25 protein-coding genes are annotated in these 24625 nt (G+C 71.1%); 12 read left to right on the forward strand and 13 right to left on the reverse strand.

Annotation, left to right across the window (positions count from 1 at the left end; translation table 11 throughout):
* Window positions 1-42: 42 nt before the first annotated feature.
* Both G127AT_RS09580 and G127AT_RS09585 read left to right on the forward strand, forming a co-directional pair.
* Entirely contained in the window at window positions 43-630 is a 588-nt protein-coding gene (locus tag G127AT_RS09580; RefSeq protein ID WP_210896344.1) for a winged helix family transcriptional regulator, read from the forward strand.
* A complete protein-coding gene (locus tag G127AT_RS09585; protein ID WP_210896346.1) occupies window positions 627-1499 on the forward strand; it encodes an LLM class flavin-dependent oxidoreductase in 873 nt (290 codons plus the stop codon). The genes G127AT_RS09580 and G127AT_RS09585 overlap by 4 nt, the downstream gene beginning before the upstream one ends.
* A gap of 89 nt (window positions 1500-1588) precedes the next feature.
* Here the strand turns inward: G127AT_RS09585 and G127AT_RS09590 are convergent, their stop codons facing one another.
* Together G127AT_RS09590 and upp are read right to left on the reverse strand one after the other, a co-directional pair.
* Window positions 1589-2401, reverse strand: a complete 813-nt coding sequence (locus tag G127AT_RS09590; RefSeq protein WP_210896348.1) for a winged helix-turn-helix domain-containing protein — start codon at window positions 2399-2401, stop codon at window positions 1589-1591.
* Between the two features lie 530 nt (window positions 2402-2931).
* On the reverse strand, window positions 2932-3564 hold the full coding sequence (upp, locus tag G127AT_RS09595; protein WP_210896350.1) for a uracil phosphoribosyltransferase: 633 nt from the start codon (window positions 3562-3564) through the stop codon (window positions 2932-2934).
* Between the two features lie 64 nt (window positions 3565-3628).
* Here upp and G127AT_RS09600 point away from each other — a divergent pair, with 64 nt between their 5' ends.
* Window positions 3629-4105, forward strand: a complete 477-nt coding sequence (locus G127AT_RS09600; RefSeq protein WP_244857513.1) for a nucleoside deaminase — start codon at window positions 3629-3631, stop codon at window positions 4103-4105.
* Window positions 4106-4722: 617 nt separating this feature from the next.
* Here G127AT_RS09600 and G127AT_RS09605 read toward each other — a convergent pair.
* From G127AT_RS09605 to G127AT_RS09625, 5 genes are all read right to left on the reverse strand, one after another.
* On the reverse strand, window positions 4723-6621 hold the full coding sequence (locus G127AT_RS09605) for an Ig-like domain repeat protein (protein ID WP_210896352.1): 1899 nt from the start codon (window positions 6619-6621) through the stop codon (window positions 4723-4725).
* A 7-nt stretch (window positions 6622-6628) separates the two neighbouring features.
* Complete coding sequence (locus G127AT_RS09610) at window positions 6629-7129, reverse strand: hypothetical protein (protein ID WP_210896354.1); 501 nt, start codon at window positions 7127-7129, stop codon at window positions 6629-6631.
* A gap of 184 nt (window positions 7130-7313) precedes the next feature.
* Window positions 7314-9827, reverse strand: coding sequence for an InlB B-repeat-containing protein (locus tag G127AT_RS09615; RefSeq protein ID WP_210896356.1), 2514 nt, complete (start codon window positions 9825-9827; stop codon window positions 7314-7316).
* Between the two features lie 128 nt (window positions 9828-9955).
* Window positions 9956-10918: a cation diffusion facilitator family transporter gene (locus tag G127AT_RS09620; protein ID WP_210896358.1), complete on the reverse strand. Its 963-nt coding sequence runs from the start codon at window positions 10916-10918 to the stop codon at window positions 9956-9958.
* Between the two features lie 301 nt (window positions 10919-11219).
* Entirely contained in the window at window positions 11220-12203 is a 984-nt protein-coding gene (locus tag G127AT_RS09625) for a helix-turn-helix domain-containing protein (RefSeq protein WP_210896360.1), read from the reverse strand.
* A gap of 87 nt (window positions 12204-12290) precedes the next feature.
* Between G127AT_RS09625 and proC the strand changes: the two genes are divergently transcribed.
* The 3 genes from proC (at window position 12291) to G127AT_RS09640 (ending at window position 14925) form a co-directional block, all read left to right on the forward strand.
* Window positions 12291-13139, forward strand: a complete 849-nt coding sequence (gene proC, locus G127AT_RS09630; protein ID WP_210896362.1) for a pyrroline-5-carboxylate reductase — start codon at window positions 12291-12293, stop codon at window positions 13137-13139.
* Window positions 13136-14446, forward strand: a complete 1311-nt coding sequence (locus G127AT_RS09635) for a beta-N-acetylhexosaminidase (RefSeq protein ID WP_210896364.1) — start codon at window positions 13136-13138, stop codon at window positions 14444-14446. The genes proC and G127AT_RS09635 overlap by 4 nt, the downstream gene beginning before the upstream one ends.
* 83 nt (window positions 14447-14529) lie before the next feature.
* A complete protein-coding gene (locus tag G127AT_RS09640; protein WP_210896366.1) occupies window positions 14530-14925 on the forward strand; it encodes a hypothetical protein in 396 nt (131 codons plus the stop codon).
* A 106-nt stretch (window positions 14926-15031) separates the two neighbouring features.
* Here the strand turns inward: G127AT_RS09640 and G127AT_RS09645 are convergent, their stop codons facing one another.
* Together G127AT_RS09645 and G127AT_RS09650 are read right to left on the reverse strand one after the other, a co-directional pair.
* Entirely contained in the window at window positions 15032-15700 is a 669-nt protein-coding gene (locus G127AT_RS09645; RefSeq protein WP_210896369.1) for a potassium channel family protein, read from the reverse strand.
* Entirely contained in the window at window positions 15693-17126 is a 1434-nt protein-coding gene (locus tag G127AT_RS09650) for a TrkH family potassium uptake protein (protein ID WP_210896371.1), read from the reverse strand. The genes G127AT_RS09645 and G127AT_RS09650 overlap by 8 nt, the downstream gene beginning before the upstream one ends.
* Before the next feature lie 71 nt (window positions 17127-17197).
* Between G127AT_RS09650 and G127AT_RS09655 the strand changes: the two genes are divergently transcribed.
* Window positions 17198-17662: an ArsR/SmtB family transcription factor gene (locus G127AT_RS09655; RefSeq protein WP_210896372.1), complete on the forward strand. Its 465-nt coding sequence runs from the start codon at window positions 17198-17200 to the stop codon at window positions 17660-17662.
* Window positions 17663-17736: 74 nt separating this feature from the next.
* Here the strand turns inward: G127AT_RS09655 and G127AT_RS09660 are convergent, their stop codons facing one another.
* Both G127AT_RS09660 and G127AT_RS09665 read right to left on the reverse strand, forming a co-directional pair.
* The gene (locus G127AT_RS09660) at window positions 17737-18261 is read right to left on the reverse strand and encodes a GNAT family N-acetyltransferase (RefSeq protein ID WP_244857514.1); all 525 of its coding nucleotides are present in this window, start codon (window positions 18259-18261) and stop codon (window positions 17737-17739) included.
* Window positions 18258-18716, reverse strand: a complete 459-nt coding sequence (locus G127AT_RS09665; RefSeq protein WP_210896374.1) for an anthrone oxygenase family protein — start codon at window positions 18714-18716, stop codon at window positions 18258-18260. The genes G127AT_RS09660 and G127AT_RS09665 overlap by 4 nt, the downstream gene beginning before the upstream one ends.
* A 162-nt stretch (window positions 18717-18878) precedes the next feature.
* Here G127AT_RS09665 and G127AT_RS09670 point away from each other — a divergent pair, with 162 nt between their 5' ends.
* Window positions 18879-18977, forward strand: a complete 99-nt coding sequence (locus tag G127AT_RS09670; protein ID WP_003792170.1) for a 30S ribosomal protein bS22 — start codon at window positions 18879-18881, stop codon at window positions 18975-18977.
* A gap of 91 nt (window positions 18978-19068) precedes the next feature.
* On the opposite strand, the gene G127AT_RS09675 is transcribed toward G127AT_RS09670, so the two are convergent.
* Both G127AT_RS09675 and aspS read right to left on the reverse strand, forming a co-directional pair.
* Window positions 19069-19353, reverse strand: a complete 285-nt coding sequence (locus G127AT_RS09675) for a glutaredoxin family protein (protein WP_210896376.1) — start codon at window positions 19351-19353, stop codon at window positions 19069-19071.
* 10 nt (window positions 19354-19363) lie between these two features.
* The gene (gene aspS, locus G127AT_RS09680) at window positions 19364-20707 is read right to left on the reverse strand and encodes an aspartate--tRNA(Asn) ligase (protein WP_210896378.1); all 1344 of its coding nucleotides are present in this window, start codon (window positions 20705-20707) and stop codon (window positions 19364-19366) included.
* A 131-nt stretch (window positions 20708-20838) separates the two neighbouring features.
* On the opposite strand from aspS, the gene G127AT_RS09685 reads away from it, so the two are divergent.
* From G127AT_RS09685 to resB, 4 genes are read left to right on the forward strand one after another with little or no spacing between them, the layout of a single operon-like run.
* A complete protein-coding gene (locus G127AT_RS09685) occupies window positions 20839-21483 on the forward strand; it encodes a histidine phosphatase family protein (RefSeq protein ID WP_210896380.1) in 645 nt (214 codons plus the stop codon).
* Window positions 21483-22091, forward strand: coding sequence for a TlpA family protein disulfide reductase (locus tag G127AT_RS09690; protein WP_210896382.1), 609 nt, complete (start codon window positions 21483-21485; stop codon window positions 22089-22091). Before G127AT_RS09685 ends, G127AT_RS09690 begins: the two co-directional genes overlap by 1 nt.
* A 2-nt stretch (window positions 22092-22093) precedes the next feature.
* Window positions 22094-22840 (forward strand): cytochrome c biogenesis CcdA family protein, encoded by a 747-nt coding sequence (locus G127AT_RS09695; RefSeq protein ID WP_210896384.1) that lies wholly within the window; start codon window positions 22094-22096, stop codon window positions 22838-22840.
* On the forward strand, window positions 22824-24569 hold the full coding sequence (gene resB / locus G127AT_RS09700) for a cytochrome c biogenesis protein ResB (RefSeq protein ID WP_210896386.1): 1746 nt from the start codon (window positions 22824-22826) through the stop codon (window positions 24567-24569). The genes G127AT_RS09695 and resB overlap by 17 nt, the downstream gene beginning before the upstream one ends.
* Window positions 24570-24625: the final 56 nt, after the last annotated feature.

The following is a 24625-nucleotide window of genomic DNA, read 5'->3' on the forward strand; positions in this document are numbered from 1 at the left end:
AAGAGACCTGTGCGACGGATCTGACGAGCCCGAGGGGGGCTGATGCCCGGAGAACCGGTGTTGGCGACAGAGCACGCGTTCGTGGTGTGCGTGGGGTTGCCGCTGCACGAGGTCGCCGAGATCGCGGCGATCATGCGGAACCGTGCCGCGGTGCTCGTGACGGCGGATGTGGATGGGGCCCGGGCGCTGCTCGGGCCGCCGGGCGGCCACCGCGGGCCGGTCGGCGCCGTGCGCCAGCCGGTGCGGCCGGCGACCGGGCCGGTGCCGACGGTGCGGCCCGTCGCCGGGGTGGGCACGATCGTGCGCGGCCCGCTCGTCATCGATCTCGCCGCCCGCGAGGTGACGATCGACGGCCGCGAGCTGCACCCCTCCATCCGCGAGTTCGACCTGCTCGCCGTGCTCGCGGCCGAGCCCGACCGGGTGTGGTCGTTCGAAGAACTCACCGAGCGCGTCTGGCACAGCGAATACCTCGGCGACACCGAGCCGATCATGTCGGCGGTGAAGCGCCTGCGCCGTCGGCTCACGGGAGTCGACGGCGTCGAGATCGCCTCGATCCGCGGGGTCGGCTACCGCCTGCGCTGGGCGGACGACATGCACGTGTCGGAGGTGCCTGCCAGACTGGCCGAATGAGCGTCGTCGGAGCCGTCTTCCAGCCGTCCTTCCCGCCCGAGCGCCTGCGCGAAGCGGTGACGACCGCCGAGGAGGCGGGGGTCGACGAGTTGTGGTTGTGGGAGGACTGCTTCCGCGAGTCGGGCATCGCGACGGCCGCCGCCGCGCTCGCGTGGACCTCCCGCATCTCCGTCGGTGTCGGGGTGCTGCCGATGCCGTTGCGGAACGTGGCGCTCACGGCGATGGAGGCGACGACGCTCGCCCGGCTCTTCCCCGGCCGCTTCGTGCTCGGCGTCGGCCACGGCGTGCAGAGCTGGATGGGGCAGGTCGGCGCCCGGCCCGCATCGCCGCTCGGGCTGATGCGCGAGTACGTGCCGGCGCTGCAGGCGCTGCTGGCGGGCGAGCGGGTGGATGCCGACGGCCGCTACGTGCACCTCGAGGGCGTCGAGCTCGAGTGGCCGCCGACGCTGCCCGTGCCGGTGCTCGCTGCGGGTGAGGGCGAGCGGACCCTGCGCCTGACCGGTGAGGTCGCCGACGGCACCGTGCTCACCGCCGGCACCTCGCCGGACGGGGTGCGGCGGGCGTGCGAGCTCATCGGCGAGGGGATGCGGGCGGCCGACCGCTACGGGGAACCGCACCGCGTCGTCGTCTACCTGCTCGCCGCGTTCGGTGCCGATGCGCGCGAGCGCGTCACCGCCGAGCAGGATGGCTGGCGCTTCGACGAGTCGCGTCGGGTCGCCGGCGCCGGCACGCCGGCCGACGTCGCGGCGGTCGCGAGCCGGTACCTGGAGGCGGGAGCGGATGCCGTCGTGCTGCAGCCCGTCGCCGACGAGGAGGATCTCGCGGCGTTCTCGGCCGGGTGCGGCGAGGTCGCGACGCTGCTGCGGTAGCGGGGTGGATGCCCGGGGGCGTTCACTCCGTGCCGGGCGCGGCGCGAGTGCGCGATCCCACGCGGGCGCGACTCGATCCCGCGCGCGCCTCAGAACACGTCGGGGCTCGGCGTCGAGGCCTGCCGGATCGACACGTCCGCGTGGCGGTCGAAACGGTAGCCGACGCCGCGCACGGTGCGCACGATGTCCTGGTAATCGCCGAGCTTCGAGCGGAGCCGGCGCACGTGCACGTCGACGGTGCGCTCGTTGGGCACGTCGTCGTCGTTCGCGTTCCAGAGACCCTCGATGAGCTCGTGGCGGTCGATGGTGCGCCCTTCGCGCAGCACGAGGTACTGCAGCAGTTCGAACTCCTTGAAGGTGAGGCCGGCCGGTTCGCCGTCGAGCAGCACGCGCTTGCGCGAGATGTCGACGATGACCCCGGCGGGGTGCCGGTCTTCGGCGGGCCGTTCGGCGTCGCGGTGCTTGGCGAGGGCCGACGGGTCCTGTAGGGCGAGGCGGACGACGTCGACGTCGCGCCCGCCGGCGCCCTCGGGGGCGAGGGCGACGGCCGCGTAGGTCTCGGAGGAGGGCGCGATGTCGGCGGCGAGGGCGCGGAGCGCTTCGACGACACGGTGCAGCGTGGTGCCGTCGGTGAGGGCCTTGTGCTCGTCGATGCCGACGTAGAGGACGAAGCCGCGGGCCTCGGTGCCTTCGGGCACGGCGCGGACGCGCGGGGCCGGGGCGGTGGGTGCGGCCTGGATGGAGGGGCGCGGGGCCGTGCGGCGGCCGGCGAGGTCGATGGGAGCGGCGGGCGCCGTGGTGCGGGCCGGCGTGTGCGGCCGGGCCGGTGCCTGGGTGCGAAGCGGGCTCTGCGTGCGGAGCGCGGACTGGCTGCGGACGGGAGCGGGAAGCGTGAGAGTCATGAGAAGTCCTCAGAAATGATGATGGTGCGCAAAAGACCCTGCGGGTCGAGGCGGCCCGCTGATCGGGCCGGTGAGCGGAGCGCTGCTCCGGGGAGTGCGCCCCGCGACGGGGGCGGCGAACTCGGCGGTGGTGCGGAGCGTCAGCTGTGCATTCGACAACACGCGATCGCCCGGCCGGCCATCATCATGCCGGCGGTCCCGTTCGCCTCGCAGGCGGTCAGGGGGCGCGTGTTCTCGGTCATGGGTGCGAGTCAAACCGATGCGACGCGATGTGTCAATTCATGACGTCCATATGACGTCATGGAACGCGAACCCCGTGCGACGGGGAGTGGATGCCGCCTCGGCACCGCCTCCCGGCATCCACTCGACGCGAAGCATCTGCGAGAATAGAGCGATTCAGCGAATCTTCCCGCACACTTTCACCGCGGGGCCCGCTCGAGCCGCAGATCCTGCATCATCACTTGGGATGCGCGGGAGCATGCCCGAACGAGGAGGGTCCGGCCGGGCGGCTCAGACCATGCCGTACAGCCTCAGACCGTGCCGTACAGCCGGTCGCCGGCGTCGCCGAGGCCCGGCACGATGAAGCCCTGCTCGTTCAGCCGCTCGTCGACGGCGCCGAGCACGATCGACGCCTCGCGCCCCTCGAGGGCCTGCTCGACGGCCGCGAGGCCCTCCGGCGTCGCGAGGATGCAGATCGCCGTGACATCGGTCGCGCCGCGGTCGAGGAGGAACTGGATGGCCGCCGTCAGCGAGCCGCCCGTGGCGAGCATCGGGTCGAGCACGAAGCACTGCCGATCCGAGAGGTCCTCGGGCAGCCGCTCGGCGTAGGTCGTCGGCTGCAGCGTCTCTTCGTCGCGGGCCATGCCGAGGAAGCCGACCTCGGCGGTCGGCAGCAGCTTCACCATGCCGTCGAGCATGCCGAGACCGGCGCGCAGGATCGGCACGATGAGCGGCTTCGGATCGGCGATCCGCACCCCCGTCGTCGGCGCGACCGGCGTCACGATGTCGACCGGCTCGACCCGCACGCCGCGCGTGCCCTCGTAGGCGAGCAGCGTCATCAGTTCGTCGACGAGCTGCCGGAAGATCGGCGAAGGCGTATCGGCGTCGCGGAGCACCGTCAGCTTGTGGGTGATGAGCGGGTGGTCGGCAACGTGGACGCGCATGGCACGATTCTACGGCGCCCGGCTGCTACGATGCCGCCGACGAGGAGGAGCGCGAGGAGGAGCGATGGGGGAGCTGCCCGAGCACCGTGAGTGGATGCGCCTCGCACTCGACGAGGCTTCCCTCGCCGAAGCCACCGGAGACGTGCCCGTCGGGGCCGTCGTCATCGGCCCCGACGGCGCCGTCGTCGCCGCCCGCCACAACGAGCGCGAGGCGACGAACGACCCGACCGCCCACGCCGAGGTCCTCGCGATCCGGGATGCCGCGCGGGCGCTCGGCGACCGCTACCTCGGCGGCTGCACCCTCGTCGTCACGCTGGAACCGTGCATCATGTGCGCCGGCGCCATCCTCGCCGCCCACGTGCCGACCGTCGTCTTCGGCGCCTGGGACGAGCAGGCCGGCGCCGCCGGCTCCCTCTACGACCTGCTGCGCGACCGCCGCCTGAACCACCGCGTCGAGGTGTTCGCGGGTGTGGATGCCGAGGCGGCATCCGCCCGCCTGCTCCGCTTCTTCGAGGCGCGCCGGCATCCGCCGGTCGAGTAGCGAGGCACGAGCGTATCGAGACCCTCCGATAAAGCGGGCACCGGGTCTCGATACGGCGCTGCGCGCCTACTCGACCGACGAGCGTCGCGCCCATCCGCCGGTCGAGTAGCGAGGCACGAGCGTATCGAGACCCTCCGATAAAGCGGGCACCGGGTCTCGATACGGCGCTGCGCGCCTACTCGACCGACGAGCGTCGCGCGCATCCGCCGGTCGAGTAGCGAGGCACGAGCGTATCGAGACCCCCTATGAAGCGGGTGCCGGGTCTCGATACGGCGCTGCGCGCCTACTCGACCGACGAGCGTCGCGCCCGTCCGCCGGTCGAGTAGCGAGCGCCAGCGAGCGTATCGAGACCCCCTATGAAGCGGGTGCCGGGTCTCGATACGGCGCTGCGCGCCTACTCGACCGACGAGCGTCGCGCCCGTCCGCCGGTCGAGTAGCGAGCGTCAGCGAGCGTATCGAGACCCCCTATGAAGCGGGTGCCGGGTCTCGATACGGCGCTGCGCGCCTACTCGACCGACGAGCGTCGCGCCCATCCGCCGGTCGAGTAGCGAGCGCGAGCGAGCGTATCGAGACCCTCCGATAAAGCGGGCACCGGGTCTCGATACGGCGCTGCGCGCCTACTCGACCGACGAGCGACGACGGATGAGGCCCGCCCCGAGGAGGATCGCGGCCAGGGCGAGCGCTGCCGCCCCGCCGAGGAGGCCGCCGTCGAGGCCGGTGCTTGCGAGCCCGCCGGGGTGCGGGGTCGGGCCGGGGCCCGGCGTCGGTGCGGGCGGCGTCGGGGTGGGTGTCGGTGCGGGGTGCACGGTGATCGGCAGGTTCTCGGTCGCCGATCCGGCCCACTCGCCATCCGTGATGAACTCGACCCGGTACGTGTGCTCGCCCACGGTCGGGTTCGGCCAGCTCAGCGTTGCGTCGCCGTTCGCGTCGAGCGCGACGGGGTCGCCGATGGGTTGCCCGTCGATGAAGAGCTGCACGGATCCCATCGGTACCCCGGGGCCCGGACCGGCCGGGCCGACGTGCACGTCGAAGTCGAGCGGGACGCCCGCGATCGCATCGCCGGCGGGGGCCGCGGTCGTCACGGTCCCCGGGGTCCACTGGGCGTAGACGGTCGTGTCATCGGACCATAGGGTGCCGGCGGTGATGGTGTCGCCGGTGCCGTCCTCTTCGCTGTTCCACTCGGAGAACACGAAACCGTCACGGCTCGGGTTCGGCGGGAACTCGCGCGCCCCGAGTTCGAACGTCGTCGCGAACACCCGCACCTCCTGCTCGGGCTCGCCCCCGTTCGGGTCGAAGGCGATCAGGAAGTTGTGCGGCATCACACCGAGCAGGCTCCAGTCGACGTTGTCGGTCGGCTGCTGGATCGCCCCGTCGTTCACGACGGTCGCATCGGCACCGCCGGAACGGATGTACCCGTCCCCGGTGACGACTACACCGTCGGGAACCCGCAGCGTTCCACCGTCCGCGATGACCACCGTGCCGGGGGCGGTGATCGACAAGGAACCCCAGTCGGGTTCGGTCGATAACCAGTTGCCGCCGTACCCGATCGCCGACGCTTGATCGGAGTCCGCCGCGCCTTCCCTCACCGTCACCGTGCCCCCGGTGATCACGACATCCACGCCCGGCCCCCCGTTCCCGCCGCCGCCGATCCCGGCGCCGGCATACAGACTGGTGGCGGTCACGTCCCCACCGGCGATCTCGACGCGCATGCTCTGATCGGTGTTCCGCCAGCTTCGCGCGATTCCCGCGCTGTACTCGGAGGTCGCGACGACCGTGGGGCCTCCTGTCACGGTGATCGTCGCGCTTCCGCCGATGCCTGAAGCATTGCTCGTTCCCGATGCCGAAACACTCGAGCGCCCGGAGATCGATATCGAATCCGCCGGTGCGGTCTCCCTCGTGTCGCCGCCGATCGCGGCTGAGCCGGCAGAGACAGCGGTTACCTGCGCCTCGTCGGTGATCGTGATCACTCCCGCTGGTCCTCCAGGCCCGCCGCCGATGCCGGCTCCATTGCCGTCGACGGCGCCGGCGTCGACCAGGGCGCGATCGCGGATCGTGATCACCCCGCCGCCTCCCAGCGTCCCGCCGCCGATCCCGGCCCCGTTACGAGCGGTTGCGGTCACCTCCGCGTCGCCGCCGATCGTGGTCGTGCCGCCATTGCCATTCAGCCCTCCTCCGATACCGGCTCCCCCGGCGATGGATCCGTCGGCGTTGACGACGGCACTGCCATCGATGGTGATACTGCCTCCGTCGCCGCCTTGCGCCCCGCCGATGGCGGCGCCGTTGCCGACTCCCGAGTCGGCGGTCACCGTGGCGTCGCCGCCGATGCGGATCGTGCCGCCGTCGCCGCCGGTGTCGCCGCTGCCGCCTCCGCCGCCGATGGCAGCGCTTGCAAGACTCGTCGTGGCGGTGACGCTTGCGGAACCGTCGATCGTGATGTCCCCGCCGTCGCCTCCCTGTTCGGCGTTGAGGAATCCGCCGCCGCCGATCCCGGCACCCGAAGACGATGTCGCGGTCACGGTCGCCTCATCGGTGATGCGGATGGTCCCCCCCATCCGCGCCGGAGCCGCCGCCGATGGCCGTTCCGCTGCTGTTGCGCGCGGTGACGGCCGCCGTCCCTCCGAGCGTCACGGTCCCTCCGGGTGAGCCAGGGTCGCCGCCGATCGCGGCCGCGTCGGTCGAAGCCGTTACGGAGAGGACGACATCACCGTCGACGTTCAGGGTCGCGCCCGTCGTGCGGATGCGTGCCAGTGCAGGCGTGCCTCCCTGCACGGTGAGCGTGGACGCGGATGCGGATGTGATGGTGAGGTTCGATCCCGCGCCGAGCTGGATCGTAGGAACGGTGAACGACGCGCCGACGTCGAGCGTCAGCGTTTTCGACGCCGGAAGCTCGAGGACCTCGACTGTCTCTGTGAACTCGGAGTCGACCGCGACCGTGTCGTCGCTCGCGGCATCGGTGAACGCATTCTGCAGTTCCGCGAACGTTGAGACCGTGATGGTGTCCGCCATCGCCGGTGTCGCCGGCACGGCGACGAGTGCGCCGATGAGTGCCGCCCCGCCGAGGAACGCAGCCGTGCGCTTGGTTCGCATGTCCACCCCCATGGATCGCTCGAACCCTTCACAGGCTAGCGTTCGCCGAGGATTTGTCCAGCGTCATCGCAGGCGCGGTGGATGCGGCATCCGCTCGCCCCGCCCGCGGCATCCACCCGCCTCACGCCCGGCGGCGTCGGAGCATCCCGGCTCCGAGGAGGATCGCGGCCAGGGCGAGGGCTGCCGTGCCGCCCAGGAGGCCGCCGTCGGTTCCGGTGCTCGCCAGGCCGCCCGGATGCGGGGTCGGACCCGGCGGGGTCGGTGCGGGCGTCGGCGGAGTCGGCGTCGGCGTCGGGGTGGGCGCCAGCACCGTCAGCGGCAGCTCGGGCGTCTCCGAGAAGAGCCAAGGGGCTCCATCGGGGAAGTACCAGACGTTGTACGTGTGTTCGCCCAGGGTCGGGTTCGGCCACGTCACCGTTGCGCGGCCGTCGGCGTCGAGCTCGGCGATTCCGATGAACTCGCCGTCGATGAACAGTTCGGCCACGCCGCTCGGAATGCCCGGATTCGTGGGGTCCGCCGGGCTGACGGTCACGTCGAAGTCGAGCGGCACACCGGCCGTCGGCCGGCCGACCGGGGTCGCCGTCGTCACCGTGGCCAACGCCCACTGCGCGTACAGCGTGATGTCGCGGTCCCAATACGCGTACTCACCGGGGAAGACCCAGTCGCCGCTGCCGTCGGCCTCCGTGTTCCAATGCTCGAACACGAAGCCGTCACGCGTCGGATCCTCCGGAACGTCGCGGGCGCCCTCGAGGAACGTGTGCGCGAACACCCGCACCTCCTGCTCGGGCTCGCCGCCGTTGGGGTCGAGGGTGATCAGGAAGTTGTTCGGCTGCACGTCGAGCAGCCCCGCCTGCCAATCGACGTTATCGGCGGCCTGCTGGATCGCCCCGAAGTTCTCGACCTTCGCACCATCCCCGCCTGAGCGGATGGATCCGCCCCCGTTCTCATCCGACCAGACGGTGACGCCCTCCGGGACCGTGAGGGTCGAACCGGCGCCGACGACCACCGTGCCATCGCCGGTGACCTCCAAGAATCCCCATGCCGGTGCCTCGCCGTCGCCGGCACCCCAGCCGATCGCCGACGCCATCCGATCATGCACGTCCGGCCCGGCGACGGCGGTCACCGTGCCGCCGCTGACCGACACGTTCACCCCGGGCTGGTCGAAGCCGCCGCCGATGCCCGCGCCCGCCCCTTCGCTCTCGGCCGTCACGTCCCCATCGGTGATGGAGACCCAGAAGTCGGAGCTCCCGGTCGGCCCCGGGCCGATGCCGGGCCCGGTGCTGCTGGTCGCGGTCACGGATCCGCCGTCGACGGTGAGGTTTCCGACGTTTCCGATCCCCGGGCCGCTGGTGCTGGTGGCCGTCACGACCCCGCCGCTGATGACCGGCCACGTGCTCCCGCCGCCGATCCCCGGGCCGCTGGTGCTGGTCGCGGTCACGTCCCCGCCGCTGATGAGCGGACCGCTGCCGCCCGGCACGCCGCCGAGGCCCGGCCCCGAGGCGCTGGTCGCGGTGACCGTTCCGCCGGTGATGACCGGTCCCGCACCGCCGGATCCGGTGCCGCCGATACCCGGCCCGCTGTCGCTCGACGCGGTCACCATGCCACCGGCGATGGTGAGGCCGTCGAACGGATCCGACCCCTCCGTGCCGGTGCCGCCGATGCCGGGCCCGCTCACGCTGGTCGCCTGCACCGTGGGCGTGCCCTCGATGATGACGGGCTTTCGGGCCCACTCGTCACCGGGGTTGCCGATCGCCGGCCCGCTCGCCGCGGATGCCGTCACGTTCGCGTCGCCTGCGATGGTGACCGCCGTGCCCTCGGATGCCTGCCCGCCGATCGCGGAGCCCGTCCCCGTCGCGGATGCCGTGACCTGGGCGCCGTCGGTGATCACCACCGATCCGTCCTCTTCACCGACCCCGGCGCTCGCGCCGCCGATCGCGGAGCCCGTGCCGCTCGCCGTCGCCGAGACCGACGCGTCGCCGCTGATCTCGATCTGGCCGGCAGCGCCGCCGAAGCCGCCGCCGATGGCGCTCCCGTCCGTCGCGCTCGCGGTGACGACGGCTTGGTCGGCGATGAAGATCCGGCCGCCGGCGGAGAAGCGCCCGCCGCCGATGCCGGCCGATTGCGCACCGCCGGTTGCGCTGACGGTCGAGGTGCCGCCGATCGTGACCGTGCCCCCGATCGCTCCCGCATCTCCGCCGATCGCCGCTCCGTTCCCGGTCGAGGTCGCCGAGACCTGGACGTTTCCGCCGATGGTCAGTTTCGCGTCCGTGGTGCGGATGGCGGCGGAGTCTCCGCCCGATGACACGGTGAGCACCCTCCCGGCGGCCGAGGTGATCGTCAAGTCCGATCCCGGGCTGAGCCGGATGGTCGAGAGGGTGAACGATTCACCGACGTCGAGGATCAACGTTTTCCCTCCCGGCAGATCGAGGACGCCCGTGGTGTCGGTGAACTCGGCGGCGATCACGACGGTATCGCCGTCCGCGGCTTCGTTGAACGCCTGCTGCAGCTCATACGAGTTGTAGACCGGGATCGTCGCCGCCATCGCCGGCGTCGCCGGCACGGCGACCAGTGCTCCGATGAGTGCCGCCCCGCCGAGGAACGCAGCCGCGCGCTTGGCTCGCATGTCCACCCCCATGGATCGCCCGAACCCTTCACAGGCTAGCGTTCGCCGAGGATTTGTCCAGCGTCATCGCAGGCGCGGTGGATGCGGCATCCACCCGCCCCGCCCGCGGCATCCACTCGGCGAGGCGCGGGCGAGACCCCCTACTCGAGGCCCTTGATGACGATCGCGTCGGTCGGCGGTGCCTGGTGGTTCGGGTCGATCCAGATGTCGGGCTCGAGGTAGATGACGCGCGCGGCCGGCACGGCGGCGCGCACGCGACCCTCGATCGCATTCGTGTCGGCCGAGATCTCGGCGAGGCGGCGTTCGGCGGGGAAGGAGAGCTTCGCGGCGACGAGCAGCTCGTCGGGGCCGAGGTAGAGGGTTTTGATGTGGATGATGCGATCGACCTCGGGGCCGTCGAGGATGGCCCGTTCGATCGCCACGGCGTCGCGTTCGTTCGCGCCCTCGCCGACGAGCAGGCTCTTCGTCTCGATGCCGAGCACGATCGCGACGATGATGAGCAGCGTGCCGATCATGAGGGTGCCGACGGCATCCCACACCGCGTCGCCCGTGAGCACCGTGAGGCCGACGCCGAACAAGGCGAACACGAGACCGCAGAGAGCCGCGACGTCCTCCAGCAGCACCACGGGCAGCTCGGGCGCCTTCGCCCGGCGCACGAACTGCACCCAGCTCTGCCGCCCGCGCACCTGGTTCGACTCCTTCACCGCGGTGCGCAGCGAGAACGACTCGAGCACGATCGCGATGACGAGCACGAGCACCGGCAGCCACCAGTTCTCGAGCGCATGCGGATGCGTGAGCTTGTCGATGCCCTCGTAGATCGAGAACACACCGCCGACCGAGAACAGGATGATCGCGACGACGAACGCGTACACGTAGCGCTCGCGGCCGTAGCCGAACGGATGCTCGCGGTCGGCCGCCCGCTTCGCCTGCCGGCCGCCGAGGAGCAGCAGCAGCTGGTTGCCCGCATCCGCGACCGAGTGCACGCCCTCCGCGAGCATCGACGCCGACCCCGACACGGCCCACGCGATGAACTTCGTGATCGCGATGCCGAGGTTCGCGAGGAATGCCGCGATGATCGCCTTGGTGCCGCCGGATGCGCTCATGCAGCGATTCTACGGCCGTGCGGCGGGCGGCGGATGCCGGGCTGCGGGTGTAATTCTTCGCCGCCGATCGCGTGCGAGTCGCGTATGCCTTCAGGACGATGGCGATGCCGACAGCCGGCACGCGGGCGTCGAAGGCTCGGGTCGGCCCGTCGGTGAGCATGACGTCGATCTCGAGGTGGATGGGATCGTTCGAAAGCGCGAGCATCGTCGAACGCCGCAGTCGCCCGAGCGACATCGTGCAGCGCCAGAAATGCGGAGTCATCGGCCCGGGAGGTGGCGACCGTGGCGATGCGATGACGGGTCATCTCCACTCACCGCGCAGTGCGACGTCGCGGATATGCCGCGCGGCTTCGTCTGCGTCGGGGCCGCCGATCCGACGGACATCCCATCCTGTGATGGCGGGGTCGGCGGTCTGCGCAGGTTCGGACCCGGCCCACGCCTGCGCCGTCGCCCAGAGGGTGCGGTCCGCCGGGACGATGAGGTCGAGCGTTGCGCGATCGGTCGTGGTCTCCGCAAGGCCGCCCGGGGCGAGGTCCACTCCGGCCATCGCGTAGACGACCGCGCGCGACGGGATACGCCACGGCGCCATGGCATCCGCGCCAGAATCGCCGGAAGCGAGGGCGGTGACGCCGGCCGTCCGTGCCGCGTCGAGTGCGGTGGTCGTCTGTTCGGTGACCGGATCCAGCCCGTACCAGGACGCGGTGATGCCGCCGGCACCCCGGTATTCGGCATCGAAGCGGTCCCAGAGCGCCCCACGATCGACGGGTCGCCATCCTCGTCGCTCCGACCGCACGTCTTCGCCGAGCGACGAGAGGGTGTTGGAGACGGCCGGCTGCGAGATGCCCGCTTCGTGCGCGAGTTGCGCTTGCGTGCGCGGCTCATCGGTGCGGATGAGCGTGCGCAGAACCGCCCATCTGCCCCAAGGCGAACGCCGGTGCAGGGCCAGCGCCGTCGCAGTGCTTTGCGGCTGCGTGTGCGTGCGGCCGTTCCAGACCAGCAGCCCGTCGTCGATGGATGCCACGCTGAGGCGAGGGTGCTGCTTCGCGACATCGATGAGGGATGCGCTCGCGTGCGGCACGACGATAAGCAGACCCTCTTGAGCGGAACCGAGCATCTGCAGGGCGTCCCACTCATAGGTCGCATTCCGTCGGGTCTTCAGATCCACTCGGACGACCCGGTCGCCGTCGGTGATGTCGAGGGCGTTCGAGGAACGCACACGCACGCCGAGCCCGGCCTCCGCGAGCAGCATGATCGCGGCCGAGGCGAGCGCATCACGATCCGACATGTTCCCTCATAAATTTGGGCGAAGAATCTCACTCAAGCTTATAACGAGAGGGCGTCGCCCATCCACCCCCGCTCCTAGGATGGCTCTATGAGCGCCGACGCCACTCCCAGCCTGCCCCGCATCGCCTTCCTCGGAGCCGGATCCATGGCCCGGGCCGTCATGTCGGGTCTGCTGCAACCCGGCGTCGAAACCGGCGGCATCGTCGCCACGAACCGCAGCGCCGAACGCGCCGCCGAACTCGCCGGCACGCCCGGCGTCACCGCCCTCGCGACCGCCGACGACCCCGAGGCGAACCGCACAGCCGTCGCCGGCGCCGGCATCGTCGTCGTCGCCGTCAAACCGCACATGGTCGACGACCTGCTCCGCGAGATCGCCGACGCCCTCGAGCCCGGCACCGTCGTCGTCTCGGTCGCCGCGGGTATCACCGTCGCCGCATTCGAAGCGGCGCTGCCGGCCGGCATCCCCGTCATCCGCTCCATGCCGAACACGCCCGCCGTCGTCGGCCGGGCCGTCACGGGCATTTCGCCGGGCACCCGCTCGAGCGATGCGGATCTCGCGCTCGCGGTGGCGATGTTCGAGACCGTCGGCGAGGTGCTCGTCGTGCCCGAATCGCAGCTGGATGCGCTTTCGACGATCTCGGGGTCGGGCCCGGCGTACGTCTTCTACCTCATCGAGCAGCTCACGGCCACGGCGATCGACAAGGGGTTCACGCCCGAGCAGGCGGCGACGATGGTGCAGGGCACCTTCCGCGGCGCGAGCGAACTGCTCGCCGCCGGCGACGACGAGCCCGCCGAGCTCCGCCGCCGTGTCACGAGCCCGAAGGGCACCACCGAGCGGGCGATCGCCGTGCTCGAAGAGGCCGGCCTCAAGCAGACCTTCGACTCGGCGACGGATGCCGCGCTCGCCCGAGCTCGCGAGCTCGCCGCCGGGGCATGACGGCACCGACCCCCGCCGCCCCGGTCGCCCGCGGTCTGCGCCTCGAGGGCGAACCCCGCTTCGCCTGGCGCAGCGTCATGCTCGACGTCGCCCGCCGCTTCCGCCCCGTCTCCGAACTGCGACGCTTCATCGACCTCATCGCCGCACACGGACTGAACGTCCTGCAACTCCACCTCACCGACGATCAGGGCTGGCGCTTCGAGGTGCGCGCCTTCCCGCGCCTCACCGAGGTCGGCGCCGCCCGCTCCTCCTCGCAGCTCGGCCACGGACCGCACGCCACCCAGAACGGGGTGCCGCACGCGGGCTTCTACACGCAGGCCGAACTCCGCGACCTCGTCGCCTACGCGCGCGAGCGCGGCATCCGCCTCGTGCCCGAGATCGACGTGCCCGGGCATGCCCGGGCGGTCCTGGCCGCATATCCCGAGTACGGGGTGGGGGGTGCGGATGCCGTGGCGCGCCGCAACCCGGAACCCTGGACCGGCTACGGCATCTCCGACGAGGTGCTGAACGCCGAGGATGTGACGCTCGGGTTCGTCTGCGCCGTCTTCGACGAACTGTGCGAGGTGTTCGAGGACGAGGTCGTCGGCATCGGCGGCGACGAAGCGCAGAAGATCCGGTGGCGGTCCGACCCGCGCACGCAGGAAATCATGCGCGAACGCGGCATCGCCGACGAGGACGGCCTGCAGGCGTTCTTCCTCGCCCGGGTCGCCGCCCACCTCGCATCCCGCGGCCGACGCGTGCTCGGCTTCGACGAGATGCTCGAGGGCGGCGGCATCCCCGCCGACGCGATCGTCGCCTCGTGGCGGGGCCCCGTCGGTGCCGAGCTCGCGGCATCCCGAGGCCACGAGGTCGTGCTGTGCCCCGACCTGTTCTGCTACTTCGACTACCGGCAGTCCGACGACCCGCACGAACCGATCCCGATCGGCACGGTGCTCTCCCTCGACGACGTCGCCGCGTTCGATCCGCTCGCCGGAGCCTCGCCCGAGCTCGCCCGGCACGCCGCCGGCGTGCAGGCGAACGTCTGGTGCGAGCACCTCGACACCCGTGAGCGCCTCGACTACGCGGTGTTCCCGCGGCTCGGCGCCTTCGCCGAGGTCGCCTGGAACGGGCGACCCGCAGAGGGCTTCGCCGACCGCCTGCCCGACTACCTCGCCTGGCTCGGCGAGCAGGGCGTCGACTACCGGCCGCCCGCCGGCCCCCGCCCCGACCAGCAGCGCCCCGGGGTGCCGGGCATGCCGAAGAGCCGCGCCGCCCGCCTCACCGAGCTCGACGCCCTCACGGCGAACCTCCGCGCGCGCGGCGCGTAGGCGGGCGCCGCACTCCACCCCGCGCCCGGCGCGTAGGCGCGCGCGGGCGCCGCGCGCCCCCGGACGCGGGATAAGTTTGGCGCATGACCGCGCTCGAGATCGCCTCCCTCGTCGTCGAAGTGATCTCGTGGATCGCCCTCGGCACGGGGCTCGTCATCCTCGCCTGCGCGGGCGTCTTCCGGCTCGTCGACGGCAGCTGGGAGCCGGTGGATCTCGTCGTCGTCGACGGCGATGGCGGCGCGAGTGCGCGTTGGTTCGCCGAGGACGAGTTCTGGGATCGCTCCCTCAAGCCGGCCGAACGCGAACGCGTCGACGATGCCGAGGAGCACCGGGCGTTCTTCCGGCGGGGGGATGCCGGGCGGATGCGCTTCGAGCGCGTGCACCCGGGCCTGAAGGTCACCGGCATGCTGGGGTTCGTGCTCACCGGGGTCGGCGTGCTCGCCCTCATCGCCTCGTTCGTGCTGCTGTTCCTGCACTGACGGCCGGCCCCGGTGCGCCGGGGCATCCACGGCGTCGCAGCATCCACCGCGCCGCAGCATCGGCCGCGCCGGGGCATCCACGCACCTCGAAGCCGCGACCGCCGCGTCAGCCGAGCGCCGCGAACCGCTCGATATCGCCCTCGGTGCCCGAGACGATGATGAGGTCGTGATTCGAGACCACCGTCTGCTCGGTCGCATAGGTGAACTCGCGGCCCGGGCTCTTCACGCCCACGACCGTCACGTTGTACTTCGAGCGGACCCCGGATTCGGCGAGGTTCTTGCCGCGGATCGGCTTCGGCGGGTACATCTTCACGAGCGCGAAGTCGTCGTCGAATTCGATGAAGTCGAGCATGCGGCCGCTGACGAGGTGCGCGGTGCGTTCGCCGGCCTCGCGCTCGGGGTAGATGACGTGGTTCGCGCCGATACGGGTGAGGATCTTGCCGTGCGAGGCCGAGATCGCCTTCGCCCAGATCTGCGGGATCTTCAGGTCCACGAGGTTCGCGGTGATGAGCACGCTCGCCTCGATCGACGAGCCGACCGCGCACACGGCGATCGAGAAGTCCTGCGCGCCGATCTGCTTCAGCGATTCGATGGATCGCGCGTCGGCGACGACGGCGTGCGTGACCCGCTCCGCCCACTTCTGCACGAGCGGCTCGTCGGCGTCGACGGCGAGCACCTCGCGGCCGAGCCGGTCGAGCTGGCCGGCGGTCGCCGCGCCGAAGCGGCCGAGTCCGATGACGAGCACGGGCGTGTCGTGCTTGATCCGCTCAACCAACGATGGGCCTCTCTTCCGGGCGTTTGAAGAGCTGCCGGCGCTGGCTGGCCGCCAGAGCCGCAGCAAGGGTCACTGTACCAACGCGCCCCATGAACATCGTGGCGGCCATGACGTACACGCCCGACGGCGGCAGGTCGGCCGTGACCCCCGTCGACAGGCCGCATGTCGCGAACGCCGAGATCACGTCGAAGAGCACGAACTCGAACGGCAGCTTCGTGATCTGCAGGATCGCGATCGACGCGATCGCCACGATCGTCGCCCCCCACAGCACGACCGAGACGGCCAGGCGCAGGATGTCGCGCGGGATCCGCCGGCCGAACGCCTCCATCGAGGGCGCGCCGCGCGCCTCGGCGAAGGCGGCGAGGAAGAGCACCGCGAAGGTGGTCACCTTGATGCCGCCCGCAGTGGATGCCGAGCCGCCGCCGATGAACATGAGCATGCTCGAGACCAGCATGCTCGATCCGTTCAGATCGTCCATGGCGATCGTCGCGAAGCCGCCGGAGCGCGTCATCATCGACATGAAGAAGGACTGGAAGATCGTGTCGCCGGCATCCAGCGACCCGTACGTCCTCGGGTTCGCGTACTCGAGGAGGATGAACGCGCCGGCCCCGAGCACGAGCAGGATCGCCGTCGTGGTGAGCGTGAGCTTCACGTGCACCGACCAGCGGTGCGGGTTCCGCCAGCCGCGTGCGAGCGCGTAGATCACCGGGAAGCCGAGGCTGCCGAGGAAGACCCCGAGCATGAGCAGCGACTGGAACCAGTAGTCGTGCTCGAAGGCCGTGACGCCCGTCGCGTTCGGGCTGAAGCCCGTGTTGGTGAACGCCATCGCGGAGTAGTAGAAGCTCTCCCAGATCGACGTCCACCAGCCCGCGCCGGTGGCCAGCAGGCTCGGGATCATGCCGAGCGCGATGACGCCCTCGATGGTCAGGGCGCTGATCGCGACCGTCGTGAGCAGCCCGCCGACCTCGCCGAGCCTGACGGCCTGGCGTTCGGCGACGGGGCCGACGTGGATGCGCGAGGGGTTCGTGTCGCTTGCGGCGATGAGGCGTGCGCGCAGGCCGAGCCGGCGCGAGACGACGAAGCCGAGGAGGGAGGCGAGGGTCAGCACGCCGATGCCGCCGATGTTCACGCCGATGTAGACGAGCGCGTTGCCGAACGGCGACCAGTGGGTGGCCATGTCGACGGTCGACAGGCCGGTGACGCAGATGACCGACACGGCGGTGAAGAGGGCGTCGTGCAGGGTCGTCATGCGACCGGTGGCGCTGGCGATCGGCAGCGAGAACAGCAGCGTGAACACGAGGATGAGACCGGCGAAGACGACGATCGCGAAGCGCGACGGAGAGCTCTTCGCGAAGGCGTCGAGTTCATCGCGGATGCGCGCGGGCACGGACCTGCGATCCTGCCTGCGCGCCGCTGCTGCGTGCATGGATTCCCCTTCGCTCCTGCTGCGTCGCGCATGTCATGGTACTCCGCTGCACGAGTGGCTAGCCTTGACGCATGGCGGACATCTTCGACGTGGTAGCCGACTCGACCCGACGCGATATCCTCGCCGTGCTGCTCGATCGCGAGAACGCCGACGCCGGCCGCGGCGAGGAGGCGGGCGAGATCAGCGTGGGTGAGATCGTCGCCGAGCTCGGGCTCAGCCAGCCGACCGTGTCGAAGCATCTGAAGGTGCTGCGGGAGGCCGGCCTCGTCGGCGTCCGTGAGGAAGGGCAGCACCGGTTCTACCATCTCGTCCGCGAGCCGCTCGACGCCCTCGAGGACTGGCTGATCCCGTTCACCTCGCAGACGGCCGCGGTGGATGCCGCGCGCCTGGCCGACGCCGAGCGCGCCGAGGCCGCCCTGAACGAAGAGCAGCGCGCCCTGGCATCCGCCATCGGCAAGGCCTTCGCCGAAACCGCCCACCAGGTCACGACCGTCGTCACGCCGAAAAAGCGGCGCGGCAGCGCCGCTGAAGGGTAGGCGCCGAGCGGCGCGGCAGCGCCGCTGAAGGGTAGGCGCCGAGCGGCGCGGCGGCGCCGCTGAAGAGTAGGCGTTCAGCCTCCGGGCCGTCGCAGCGGCTTGATCATCTCGAGTTCCAGCCCGCCCGGCGGGAGTTCGTACGGCCGGCGCCGCCCGGTGAGGGTGAAGCCGTGCCGTTCGTAGAAGCGGATCGCCCGCGGGTTCTGCTCGTGCACTTCGAGGGTGAGCGCATCGCCCCAGCCGGCCGCCCAGCCCTCGATGCCCTCCAGCAGGGCAGCGGCGACGCCGGCGCGTTCGCCGCGGAAGTCGGGGGAGACGTAGACGCCGATGAGCATCGGGCCGGGATGCTCGGAGGGCAGATAGCCGCCCATGGTGCCGACCCAGCGGTCGCCGGACTCGGCGATGAGGTGCGCCTGCCGTGGGTCCTCGCCGCGGGCGGCGCGCTGCCGCCAGTAGCGTTCTTCGCGACGGCGGGCGTGCTCGAGGGTGTCGCCGAACGCGATCGGCGTGTCGGCGAGCATCTCGAGGCGGAGCTCGCGCACCGCCTCCCAGTCCGCTTCGGCGACGCTGCGGATGCGGAACGGCCGCGGCGCCCTCACGCGACGACCAGCGCGATCGCGTACCCGGCGGCCGCGGCCGCGCCGCCGAGCGTGCGCACGTGGTTCCAGCGCATCCACCGCGGCAGGTAGGCCCGCCAGGCGATCTCGTCGCGGTCGAGGGCGTTGTTCAGCGGCACGTTGGCGGCCCCGGTGGTGAGCACCGGCCCGAGGAGGTAGGCGATGCCGGCGGCGATGATCCACGGCGAGCCGGCGCCGGGCGCGATGAGCGCGAGCACGCCCGCGACGATCGCGACGAGCATCGTGCCGAAGAGCAGGAGCATGAGCGGCGGGCGCACCGCGGTCGCGTTGATGCCCTGCATGACGGGCGTGGCGGCGCCGTCTCCGGCGCGGTCCAGGCCCGCCATCACGAATGACGAGAACGCGAAGAACACGCCGCCGGCCAGCCCTGAGCCGATGGCGGCGACGACGGTGAGCACGGTCGTTGCGGCATCCATGGTCCGAGCCTATGGGCCCGCCCCGCCGCGCGCACCCGTCGCCCGCACGGGCCGCAAGGCCCGGGGAAGGGGCGCTCAGGCTGATCGGATAGACTACCCCTCGGCATTTCCGCCTTCCGGTCGCGGCACGCGCGATCGACTTGATCTTTCTGTGAGGTTTTGATGGGTTCCGTCATCAAGAAGCGTCGCAAGCGCATGGCGAAGAAGAAGCACCGCAAGCTGCTTCGCAAGACGCGCCACCAGCGTCGCAACAAGAAGTAGTCTCCGGACTGCAGCATCGAGCGCCGGGCCGCTGGTTCGGCGCTTTCGCTGTGCCCGAAACCGGCCGGGCCCGGATGCCGGCCGGCTCGCGCTACCAGGTGGGGCGGCCCGTGAGCGCCTTGCGCAACCGTTCGGGGTCGACCCGCCAATAGGCGTGCATCCGCCCGTCGACGAGCACGACCGGGATCTCCTCGGCGTACTTCGCGGCGAGGCCGGCGTCGTCCTCGATCGACCGCTCCTCGACGGTGATCGACGGTGCCCGCCGGCCCGCCCGTACTTCCTCGACGACCTCGCCGACGACGGCGCGCGCGTCATCGCACAGATGGCAGCCGGGCTTGCCGATGAGCGTCACCCGGACCTCGCGCGTGCGCGCCACCGTTCCCGCCTTACGGCGCGAGGCGCGTGGGCCCGCGGAACAGGAAGATGACCTCGCGGATCGACGCCTCGTGCAGCATGAGCATGAGCACCCGGGCCAGGCCCATCCCGAATCCGCCGTGCGGCGGCATCCCGTAGCGGAAGAAGTCGAGGTACGAGCCGAGCTCGGCCGTGTCGAGGCCCTTCTCGCGGGCCTGCGCCTCGAGCACCTCGATGCGGTGCTCGCGCTGGGCGCCGGTCGAGATCTCCGCCCCGTTGAAGACGAGGTCGTACGACTTCGTGATCGTCGGGTCCTCGTCGTGGACCATGTGGTAGAAGGGGCGGATGCCGGTGTCGTAGTCGGTGACGAAGACGAACTCGTGGCCGAGCTGCTCCTTGACGTAGGCGGAGATGCGGCGCTCGCCCTCGGGGTCGAGGTCGCCGTCGGTGCGGGGGATCGTGTAGCCGCCCTCTTCGACGATGCGTCGGGCCTCGGCGAGCGGGATGCGCGGGAACGGCAGGCTCGGCACGGTGACCTCGACGTCGAAGAGCTCGCGGATCTCGTCGCCGTGCTTGTCGGCGACGGCGCGGAAGCCGGCCGCGAGAAGCTCCTCGTGCATGCGCATGACGTCGTCGTGCGAGTCGACCCAGCTCATCTCGGCATCCACCGAGACGAACTCGGTCGCGTGCCGGGACGTGAAGGAGGGGTCGGCGCGGAAGGCGGGGCCGACCTCGAAGACCTTGCCGAAGCCGGCGGCCTGCGCCATCTGCTTGAAGTGCTGCGGGCTCTGGGCGAGGTAGGCCTTGGTGTCGAAGTACTCGACCTCGAAGAGCTCGGCGCGCGATTCGGAGGGCGAGGCCATGAGCTTCGGGGTGTGGATCTCGATGAAGCCGTGCTCGATCCAGTACTCGCGGAAGGCGGCGAGCAGCGTCGTCTGCACCCGGAAGATGAGGTTCTGCTTGGGGTTGCGCAGGTCGAGGAAGCGGTAGTCGAGGCGCTTGTCGAGGCTCGAGTCGGCCGCGATCGGCGGTTCGAGGGCTTCGGAGACGACCTCGAGGGAGGCGATCTTGACCTCGAGCCCGCCGAGCTTGACGCGTTCGTCGTGCTTCAGCTCGCCGGTGACCTTGACGAAGGTGCCGTGGCCGAGGGCGGAGATCTGCTCGGTGACGGCGAAGCGGTCGGCCGAGGCGGCGTCGGCGGTCTCGGGGTCGACCTCGCGCACGGCGGGGTTCACGAGCTGCACGGCGCCGGATTCGTCGCGGAGGATGACGAACTGCACCTTCTTCTGATCGCGCACCGTTTCCACCCATCCGGCGACGGTGACGGGGCCGTCCGGCAGGGCGGCGAGATCGGAGACGAGGGTGCGCGTGTTCACGAGGATCCATCCTACCCGGGGGTGCCGACACGGCCGCGTTCGGGTGCGGATGCCGCAGCACGCCGGAATCGGTCGCCCACCGGCACCTCCCACGGCGGTTTCCGAGGAACGCGCTGCCTAGACTGGGAGCCGTGCCCGCCGCCCAGATCCATCTCGTGCGCCACGGGGAGGTCGAGAACCCCCACGGTGTGCTCTACGGGCGCCTCGAGGGCTTCGGCCTCTCCGAACTCGGGCACCGCATGGCCGCCGCGGCCGCAGCCGACCTCGTCGGCCGCGAGCGCCCGATCGCGGCCCTCTATTCCTCCCCGCTGCAGCGCACCCGCGAGTCGGCTGCGCCGATCGCCGACGCCTTCGGCCTCGACCCGGTGATCGACGAGCGCCTCGTCGAACCCGAGAACCGCTTCGAGGGCACCCGTATGGCCGGCCGCGGCGGGGCGCTGCGCGACCCGCGCAACTGGCGCCACCTCGTGAACCCCTGGCGGCCGAGCTGGGGCGAACCGTTCCGCCTCATCGCCGAGCGCATGCTCCAGGCGATGGCGGATGCCGAACGCGGCGTCGACGCCGGCGACATCGTCATGGTGAGCCACCAGCTGCCGATCTGGATGGTGCACCGCCGCGTCGCCGGCGAGCCGCTCTCGCACGACCCGCGCCGCCGCCGCTGCGCCCTGTCGAGCATCACGACGTTCGAGCGCCGCGGCGATCTGCTCGTCGAGGTCGGCTACCGCGACCCCGCGGCATCCATCGGCGACGAGGCCCGAGACCTGGGGGCCGTGTGATGCGCCGTGGCTTCGCCGCGCTGGCTGCGGCATCCGTCCTCGTGCTCGCCGGCTGCACGCCCGACGACGGCCTCGCCGAGCAGTATCGCGAGGGCAGCGGCAAGAACTACATCGCCGGCGACGGAACCGTGCAGGAGTGGGCCGCCGGCAACCGCGACGAGCCCGTCGTGTTCGAGGGGGTCACGGTCGACGGCGACGCCTTCGACTCGACGGCGCTTGACGGCGAGGTGCTCGTCGTGAACTTCTGGTACGCGTCCTGCGCGCCGTGCCGCGCCGAGGCCCCGATCCTGCAGTCGGTGTCGGAGGACTTCGCCGGTGCCGGCGCGAGCGTGGTCGGGGTGAACGTGCGCGACCAGGCGGCCACGGCGGCATCCTTCGAGGGCGACTACGGCCTCGACTACCCGTCGATCATCGACATCGACAGCGGATCGGCCCAGCTCGCCTTCGCCGGCTCGGTGCGGCCGAACGCGGTGCCGACGACGATCGTGCTCGACGCCGAGCACCGGGTCGCGGCCCGCATCCTCGGGCAACTGCCGGAGGGCTCGGTGCTTCAGACCATCGTCGGCGACCTCGTCGAGGAAGCCGGCGGCGCCGGCGAGCAGGGCTGATCGTGGGCGAGATCGTCTACAGCGGGCAGCTGCTGGCCGCGGTGCCCATCGCGATCGCGGCGGGCCTCGTGTCCTTCCTCTCCCCGTGCGTGCTGCCGCTCGTGCCCGGCTACCTCGGGTATCTCGGCGGTTTCACCGAGGCGTCGGCGGATGCCGAGACCGCCCGCCGCGGCCGGCGCCGCCTGCTGCTCGGGGTGCTGCTGTTCATCGCCGGCTTCACGGTCGTGTTCATGACGTTCAACGTGCTCGCCGGGGCGGCCGGCGTCTGGTTCAAGGTCTACGGCGACCTCATCACGCGCCTCCTCGGCATCGTGCTGATCGGCCTCGGTCTCGTCTTCATCGGGCAGTTCACCTTCATGCAGCGCACCTTCAAGCCGAGCTGGCGCCCGGCGACGGGGCTCGTGGGGGCGCCGCTGCTCGGGGTCGTCTTCGGCCTGGGCTGGACCCCATGCATGGGACCGACGCTCGCGGTCGTCATGTCGCTCTCGTTCAACGGCGAGTCGGTGTGGCGGGCGGTGATCCTCGGCCTCGCGTACTGCATCGGCCTCGGCATCCCGTTCCTCATCGTCGCGCTCGGTTTCGGCTGGGTCGCCTCGTCGATGGCGTGGGTGCGGCGGCACATCCGGGCGATCAACATCGTCGGCGGTGCGCTCCTCATCGTCATCGGGGTGCTCATGCTCACGGGGCTCTGGAACATCTGGATCTATCAATTGCAGGCGGTGATCGACGGTTTTGTCACAGCGATCTGAGCCCGAAGGCGGACCCGACGACACGCACGTCGCCTCGGACCCGAAGCGCCCGGCCGACCACATCGACTCCGACGAGCGCGAGGTGCAGCAGCCGGCGCTCGGCGTCGTCGGCTGGCTGCGCTGGTTCTGGCGGCAGCTGACGAGCATGCGCACGGCGATCCTGCTGCTGCTGCTGCTCGCCGTCGCCGCGGTGCCGGGTTCGCTCGTGCCGCAGCGTTCGAGCGACCCGAACGGCGTCACGCAGTACTACCGCGACAACCCCGACCTCGCGCCCGTGCTCGACTGGTTCAGCATGTTCGACGTGTACACCTCGCCGTGGTTCTCGGCCGTGTACCTGCTGCTGTTCGTCTCGCTCATCGGCTGCATCATCCCGCGCACGAAGCATCACTGGCAGGCGTTGCGCGCCCGGCCGCCGCGGACGCCGGTGCGCCTGTCGCGCCTCGCGGGCCATCGCGAACTCCGGGTGGGTGCGGATGCCGCGGGCGTGGATGCCGCCCGGGCGATCGACGAGGCGGCGGTCGTGCTGAAGCAGCAGGGCTACCGTGTCGAGCGCTACGAGCTGCGCGGGCAGCCCTCGGTGTCGGCCGAGCGCGGCTACCTGCGCGAGACCGGCAACCTCGTCTTCCACACGGCGCTCGTCGGCATCCTCGTCGCGGTCGCCGTCGGCGGCGGCTGGGGGTTCTCGGGGCAGCGGGTGCTCGTGGAGGGGCAGTCGTTCGTGAACACCCTCTCGGCCTACGACTCCTTCAACCCGGGGCGGTTCTTCGACGATGCGGCGCTGGATCCGTACCGCCTCACCCTCGACGACCTCGACGCCGTGTACGAGACCGAGAACCTCGACGCCTACGGCCAGCCGATCGACTTCACGGCGACGGTCGAGGTCGAAAGCCGCGACGGAACCGTCGACCCGGGCACCGTCAAGGTGAACGAGCCGCTGCGCACGCACGGCACCGACGTGTTCCTGCTCGGCAACGGCTACGCGCCCACGGTGACGGTGCGCGACCCGGCCGGCGAGGTCGTCTTCAGCGACTCGATCCCGTTCCTGCCGCAGGATGCGAACCTCACCTCGACGGGCGTCATCAAGGTCACCGACGGCTTGGCCGAGCAGCTCGGCTTCATCGGCTTCTTCTACCCGACGCAGGAGGTCATGTCCTCCGGCGCGTACACCTCCAACTACCCCGACCTCGTCCTGCCGATGCTGACGCTGCGCGGCTGGTCGGGCGACCTCGGCATCGACGAGGGCACCCCGAAGTCGGTGTACGAGCTCGATCCCGAGGGCATGACGCCGATCGCGGGCGGCGACGCCGACGCCCCCTCGATCGAACTGATGCCCGGCGAGACGGCCGAACTGCCGGACGGCCTCGGCTCGATCACCTTCGAGCACGCCGACCCCGATGCCGTCGACGGCGACTTCTCGCACAGCGTCAAGCGCTTCGCGTCCTTCGACATCCACCACGACCCGGTGCAGGGATGGGTGCTGACCTTCGCGATCCTCATCCTCGGCGGTCTCATGGTCTCGCTCTTCGTGCCCCGCCGTCGCGTGTGGGTGAAGGCCCGCACCGAGGCCGACGGCGGATTCGTCCTCGAGTACGCGGGACTCGCCCGCGGCGAGGACCACCGCCTCGACGAGGCCGTCGCCGCCATCGCGGTCAAGCACGCCGAACGGCTCGGCATCGACCCGGCCGCCGGTGCCGAACCCGACGCCCGACCCGAGACATCTTCGACGTAAGGTAGAAATCGTGAACGCCACCCTCGACGAGATCTCGATCCTCGCGGTCTACTCCG

The organism is Agromyces archimandritae (assembly GCF_018024495.1).
Lineage (GTDB): Bacteria > Actinomycetota > Actinomycetes > Actinomycetales > Microbacteriaceae > Agromyces > Agromyces archimandritae.

What these genes read in the sequence shown, in the direction of transcription:
- G127AT_RS09580 (WP_210896344.1), top strand. Translation starts at nt 43, where the DNA reads ATGCCCGGAGAACCGGTGTTGGCGACAGAGCACGCGTTCGTGGTGTGC.
- G127AT_RS09585 (WP_210896346.1), top strand. Translation starts at nt 627, where the DNA reads ATGAGCGTCGTCGGAGCCGTCTTCCAGCCGTCCTTCCCGCCCGAGCGC.
- G127AT_RS09590 (WP_210896348.1), bottom strand. Translation starts at nt 2,401, where the DNA reads ATGACTCTCACGCTTCCCGCTCCCGTCCGCAGCCAGTCCGCGCTCCGC.
- upp (WP_210896350.1), bottom strand. Translation starts at nt 3,564, where the DNA reads ATGCGCGTCCACGTTGCCGACCACCCGCTCATCACCCACAAGCTGACG.
- G127AT_RS09600 (WP_244857513.1), top strand. Translation starts at nt 3,629, where the DNA reads ATGGGGGAGCTGCCCGAGCACCGTGAGTGGATGCGCCTCGCACTCGAC.
- G127AT_RS09615 (WP_210896356.1), bottom strand. Translation starts at nt 9,827, where the DNA reads ATGGGGGTGGACATGCGAGCCAAGCGCGCGGCTGCGTTCCTCGGCGGG.
- G127AT_RS09620 (WP_210896358.1), bottom strand. Translation starts at nt 10,918, where the DNA reads ATGAGCGCATCCGGCGGCACCAAGGCGATCATCGCGGCATTCCTCGCG.
- G127AT_RS09625 (WP_210896360.1), bottom strand. Translation starts at nt 12,203, where the DNA reads ATGTCGGATCGTGATGCGCTCGCCTCGGCCGCGATCATGCTGCTCGCG.
- proC (WP_210896362.1), top strand. Translation starts at nt 12,291, where the DNA reads ATGAGCGCCGACGCCACTCCCAGCCTGCCCCGCATCGCCTTCCTCGGA.
- G127AT_RS09635 (WP_210896364.1), top strand. Translation starts at nt 13,136, where the DNA reads ATGACGGCACCGACCCCCGCCGCCCCGGTCGCCCGCGGTCTGCGCCTC.
- G127AT_RS09640 (WP_210896366.1), top strand. Translation starts at nt 14,530, where the DNA reads ATGACCGCGCTCGAGATCGCCTCCCTCGTCGTCGAAGTGATCTCGTGG.
- G127AT_RS09650 (WP_210896371.1), bottom strand. Translation starts at nt 17,126, where the DNA reads ATGCACGCAGCAGCGGCGCGCAGGCAGGATCGCAGGTCCGTGCCCGCG.
- G127AT_RS09655 (WP_210896372.1), top strand. Translation starts at nt 17,198, where the DNA reads ATGGCGGACATCTTCGACGTGGTAGCCGACTCGACCCGACGCGATATC.
- G127AT_RS09665 (WP_210896374.1), bottom strand. Translation starts at nt 18,716, where the DNA reads ATGGATGCCGCAACGACCGTGCTCACCGTCGTCGCCGCCATCGGCTCA.
- G127AT_RS09670 (WP_003792170.1), top strand. Translation starts at nt 18,879, where the DNA reads ATGGGTTCCGTCATCAAGAAGCGTCGCAAGCGCATGGCGAAGAAGAAG.
- G127AT_RS09690 (WP_210896382.1), top strand. Translation starts at nt 21,483, where the DNA reads ATGCGCCGTGGCTTCGCCGCGCTGGCTGCGGCATCCGTCCTCGTGCTC.